The sequence below is a fragment of the Fulvivirga sp. genome (genome assembly GCF_040220315.1).
Classification (GTDB): domain Bacteria; phylum Bacteroidota; class Bacteroidia; order Cytophagales; family Cyclobacteriaceae; genus Fulvivirga.
The window spans coordinates 1-5,155 of sequence record NZ_JAVJUY010000222.1; the positions used below are offsets into that span (position 1 = coordinate 1).

Sequence of the window (5,155 nt, forward strand, 5' to 3'; positions counted from 1 at the left end):
CCTCTTTCATCTTCGAGAAGATCCAAAAGTCCACTTTGATCCGGTTTTTCAACCTTTGGTGTTAGAACTTTTGCCGCTCCAGAATTAGTAAAGGTCAGATGCTCATTTGTTTTTAAATTCTCATTTGTCTTTTGGTATTGCTCATGGAGGCTTTCCGTCATTCTTAAAATGAAGTGTCCTACATCCTTCTCAAATGGCAAACTGGCTCTGTTGAGTAAACTTTCTCGATGACTCTCCCATCTTTGTTGTGAAATTAGATACTCTTCTACAGCCTTATACCTTTCTGAATTGCTCAGATTTAATGAACCACTTTTGATATGCTCAACGACCTGAATAAACAATATTACTTTCCATAATGTCCATTCATCTCCGGGGTAATCCTTCATTACTTGCGAAGCTTTAGTATCCAGAAATTTCATCGGAAGTTTCTTTACTGAACTAACTTGTTTGTGACTATTAAAAAAATCTATTGCATCAATGATATCTGGATTTGATGTTGATTTATTGAAATCTAGAACACGGAGTATTCCAGCTACACGATTCTGAATTTTTCTGTAGTTTTTAATGTACTTCTCATACATCAATTGGTTCTTTAGACCTGATGAAATAGAAGTTTCCAACTTTATAAGCTCTTCTTCTATTTCCTTTTTTTGTGCCTGTCTATCACCTTTTGATTTATCTATATCATGAAAAATTTCTCGTATCCGTACGACCTTTTCGCTATCATCTTGAATATTTGAAAAAATGAGTTGTCTCATATGCTCAACATGGTCAGACAGAGATCTCACCATCTGAATGACTTTTTTCGTTTGTTGAATACTAACAGGTCTTTGGTTTAGAAAATCTTCAGCAATTTCTTTTTCAATATCATTTTGAAACTTTTGAGTACATTTCAAAAGTGTGTCAACAAACAAATCTTGCCTTATTCGATACTGATAAATTATAAATGCCAAAAAGTAGAGATATTTTTTAGTAGGCTCTGAAATTGCTAAAAATTTGATGTGCTTTGATTTAATTAGCCAAACAGCATAATAGTTAAGTAATTGATCGGATAATTCAATCTTTTTCAGTGATACATCAAATTGTCTAAATAAATCTGCTATAACCTGAAAATCTATTAAGCTTTCCTTGATTTTCCTTGGGGTAATTTCCTGCTCAGGTGTCTTGATTGTAGTTAGTAAGTATGGGTTACTTGGAGAAATTGGCTTGGCTTGATCTTTTGGCATTTCTAAAATGGAGTCAATTTCATCCTTTTGCGATTGATCTAATATCCTGGACACATCATTCAAAAGACCAGTTTCCAGTTTTCTAAAAGCTTTAGTAATCGAATCAGCAAAGAAGTGATATCTTGGAATCTCAACCTTCCTTTCTTCAAGTATTTTTAGAAGTGTGTGTAGAATCTGTTTGGGCTTTAATGCTGTTTTTACCAATTCATCAACTTCTTGTATAAACTCCTGTTTCCAATCAGTAAACATCATCACACCAAGGCTCCTTGCAATAATGGTTTTCTGCTCAGAATAGGTAACTCGATGATAATTATCAAAAGATGGTGGATCAACCAATCCTAGTTTGTCAACTACGTATTGAATGTCATCTATATAAAAATCTTTAACTTGATAAAACCTACCACTTGCTTGGAAATAACCCTTTAGCAAAATAAATGCTACAAGTGTCTTTGGTTTTCTAAAATGATTTTGATATTGACTTGCTGAATATAGATCAAAAAACTCCTCCTTTTGGTCATTACCAAATACTGGGACCTTATCAAAGTCGTTTTTTTCGTATTCGTTGAGAATATTTAATAGCAAGGGCTCAAAGTGTCTTTGAAATCAATTTACAGATTTTTCAACTTTCTTGAGAAATCCTTGACTTTCTTAATGGTGTTAGGCGAACACCTGCATAACTTCTGAATCTCTCTGGATGAATATCCTTTCGATAAGTACTTCTGGATATCCAAATGCTTAGATAGAAATTTATCTACTGATTCTTTAGATCCAACCTTCCTACCGGTGGCAAGGCCCATTGCTTTCCTGGACCTTATTCCTGATTTAATCCGGTAACTCATTTGTTCACTTTCTAGCCTGGCCAGATCGGCCATGATCGTGACAATTAATTTAGTAAATATTTCGCTGGATGAACCGGTCCGGTTGATGGTAGTCCCCAGGTTATGGATATAAATCGCGACTGATTTTTTCTTGAGCTCTTCGATGAGCCCTAGTACTTCATGGGTATTTCTGCCCAGTCGGGAAATCTCTGACACCATGATGCATTCAATCCCATTGGCATCCACATATGAAAGTGCTTTCTGAAGAATAGGTCGTTCACTAACTGAAACAGAAAATCCAGAGATCTTTTCCGAGAAGACTTTAACCACCTCGAATTCCCCTATCGACTTCATGTCGTTGACTTGTCTCAAGGTGGATTGATCCTTGTTAGATACCCGGGTGTAAAGAATGGCCTTCATGTTACCATTTAAAGATAAGTTAAATTAATTACTATCTGGTAATTATGAACTTGCCATATTTAAACACTTATATAATATTGGTAACAATGATTTTATAGTAACGAAATTCTATAAATTTCTAAATCACCTACTTTTTAAATGACTTAGAGTACTTAAAATGGACTTGATTCCTCATTCAATGATGAGAATTATGAAATCACTCTTTTCCACGGTACTCCCCGGGAGTCACTCCAACTTTCATTTTGAATAATCGATTGAAGTGTTGAGGATACTTGAACCCAAGCTCAAAGGCAATTTCTTTAACAGACTTATTAGCATCGAAGATTTTGTCTTTGGCGATCTCAATTAGTTTATTCTGAATGTATTCCTGTGCAGACTTTCCGGTTTCCTTCTTGACAACATCACCAAAATAGTTAGCAGACAAATGTAGTTCATCCGCAAAGTAAGCAACGGATGGTAATCCAAGTGCATATGGTTTTTCTGAATTGAAATAACCATTCATAAGCTCTTCAAATCGACCAAGAATACCTGTGTTTACATGTTCCCGGGTAATAAACTGTCGATCATAAAAGCGTTCACAATAATCCAGGAACAGCCCAATACTGGAAGCAATAAGCTTTTTGCTATGTTTATCAACCGGCCGTTTCAGTTCATTTTCGATTTTAGACATCAGGTCTAGTATGGTCTGCTGCTCTTCCGGAGAGAGGTGAAGGGCTTCGCTTAAATTATAAGAGAAGAATCCGTATTCATCGATCTGCCTGGCCAGAGGGGTTCCTAAAATCAAGTCGGGGTGGAAAGTTAATCCTCTTCCTAACGGTTGATAGATTTCCGTTTTGTCACTAACATCTACAACTTGTCCAGGTCCAAAAAACACCAGGGTTCCCTCCTGGTAATCATAGGTATGCTTGCCATATAACAGATCCCCACATTGCACTTCTTTCAAAATGATGGTATAGATGCCAAAAGTCATCTTAGGCCCACGACGTGGTTTTGCTTTGGAGAAGTCCAGTACACTCACCAACGGATGTAAAGTAGGATGATTGTTGAAATCATTGTAGGCTTTAATCGAATCAAAATTCAGGTGGTCACTCATAAGTTTTGTGTTTTCTCAAGTCTAATCTACGGCTTATAAAATACTGGTTCTTACCAATAAGTAATTATGGTACGGATTACGGTAATATGTATACTAACTCATATAGTATCAACACGTAAGATTGCATAGGTATTTCAAAATGGAAATTAATACGATGCAATTAATACAAGTAAAACCATTAAAAAATAATTCATTTCCCTTACGCATAGCATATGCTGTGATATTTACCATTATGCTTTGGGCGTGCGACTCCCCGTCTTCTGTCAGCTCTGAATATCTGACAATCAAAGAGCAGGGAAGTTTTGCTATTGGAGGGAAAGTAATCAGTGATTCCGGAAGCTTTGATCCAATCAATCATGGTTTCTTTAATCCAGGCAATCAAAGCTCATCCGGACAGACACTTCATGGGGATCATGCTTATGTATCCTATCAAATCCCAGTGGAAGCCAGAAAGTATCCATTGGTCTTTTGGCATGGTTACGGTCAGTTTTCAAAAACATGGGAAACCACAGCAGATGGCCGTGAGGGTTTTAAGAGTATCTTCCTTCGAAGAAATTTTCCTGTATATGTTTTAGACCAACCTCGCCGTGGCAGAGCAGGGCGAAGTACCATGCCTACCACGATCACTGCTTCACCTGACGACCAACTGTGGTTTGGAATTTTTCGGCTGGGTATCTATCCCAATTTTTATCCTGGCATTCAGTTTTCAAAAAAGCCTGAAGATATGGACCAGTTTTACCGCCAGATGACTCCTGATACCGGCCCGCTGGATATAGATGTCAATATTGATGCCGTTTCTGCCCTATTTGATAAAATAGGAGATGGGATTTTAGTCACCCACTCACACAGTGGCGGCATGGGGTGGCTCACTGCCCTAAAAACTCAAAATATCAAAGGAATAGTATCCTATGAGCCTGGCAGCAACTTTGTTTTTCCGGAAGGAGAAGTTCCCGATCCAATGACCTATTTTGGGGGTACGCTAAAAGCCAGAGGCGTTCCCATGGAGGAGTTTAAAAGACTCACACAGATTCCCATCATCATATATTTTGGGGATAATATTCCCACAGAACCATCCGTGTATCCGGGTGAGGAACAATGGAGGGTCGCACTAGCAATGGCTAAGAAATGGACAGATGTTGTAAACAAGCATGGTGGGGATGTGACGATAATCCACCTTCCGGAAATAGGCATAAAAGGAAATACCCACTTCCCATTTGCAGACCTTAATAATATAGAAATAGCTGATTTGATGTCTGAATGGCTGGCTGAAAAAGGGCTAAACTAATAGGATATCACTTTTCTAAAAGAACATAATAACAACTACTAAATAATATAAAATGAAGAAACCACTTATAGGGTTACTATTTGTCATGATAGGCCTTAACCTATCACTTGCACAAAATTCGAAATCAGAGGAACAGATCAAGGATCTATCTAAACAAAAATGGGTATGGATGACAGACAAAAATGTGGAAAAACTCGAACCACTGTTTCACGAGGACTCAAAGTTTGTGCACATGAGCGGTGCCTGGAAGAAAGACAGGGAACTGGAAATCATTGAGAGCGGAAGTATTTGGTATAAAAATACCATCGTACAC

At 37.6% G+C, this 5,155-nt stretch carries 5 protein-coding genes; 2 read left to right on the forward strand and 3 right to left on the reverse strand.

Annotated features, from left to right (window positions below; genetic code table 11):
• The 3 genes from RLO81_RS10800 to RLO81_RS10810 form a co-directional block, all read right to left on the reverse strand.
• Positions 1 to 1,808: DUF4158 domain-containing protein (locus RLO81_RS10800; RefSeq protein ID WP_350111312.1), on the reverse strand; the 1,808-nt coding region annotated here is incomplete at its 3' end.
• A gap of 26 nt (positions 1,809 to 1,834) precedes the next feature.
• Positions 1,835 to 2,464: a recombinase family protein gene (locus RLO81_RS10805; protein ID WP_350111315.1), complete on the reverse strand. Its 630-nt coding sequence runs from the start codon at positions 2,462 to 2,464 to the stop codon at positions 1,835 to 1,837.
• Between the two features lie 196 nt (positions 2,465 to 2,660).
• Positions 2,661 to 3,557, reverse strand: a complete 897-nt coding sequence (locus tag RLO81_RS10810; protein ID WP_350111317.1) for a helix-turn-helix domain-containing protein — start codon at positions 3,555 to 3,557, stop codon at positions 2,661 to 2,663.
• 154 nt (positions 3,558 to 3,711) lie between these two features.
• On the opposite strand from RLO81_RS10810, the gene RLO81_RS10815 reads away from it, so the two are divergent.
• Complete coding sequence (locus RLO81_RS10815) at positions 3,712 to 4,842, forward strand: alpha/beta hydrolase (RefSeq protein WP_350111320.1); 1,131 nt, start codon at positions 3,712 to 3,714, stop codon at positions 4,840 to 4,842.
• Between the two features lie 52 nt (positions 4,843 to 4,894).
• Positions 4,895 to 5,155: nuclear transport factor 2 family protein (locus RLO81_RS10820; RefSeq protein WP_502880450.1), on the forward strand; the 261-nt coding region annotated here is incomplete at its 3' end.

Coding starts and splice junctions, on each gene's coding strand:
- RLO81_RS10815 (WP_350111320.1), top strand. CDS start 3,712: ATGCAATTAATACAAGTAAAACCATTAAAAAATAATTCATTTCCCTTA.
- RLO81_RS10805 (WP_350111315.1), bottom strand. CDS start 2,464: ATGAAGGCCATTCTTTACACCCGGGTATCTAACAAGGATCAATCCACC.
- RLO81_RS10810 (WP_350111317.1), bottom strand. CDS start 3,557: ATGAGTGACCACCTGAATTTTGATTCGATTAAAGCCTACAATGATTTC.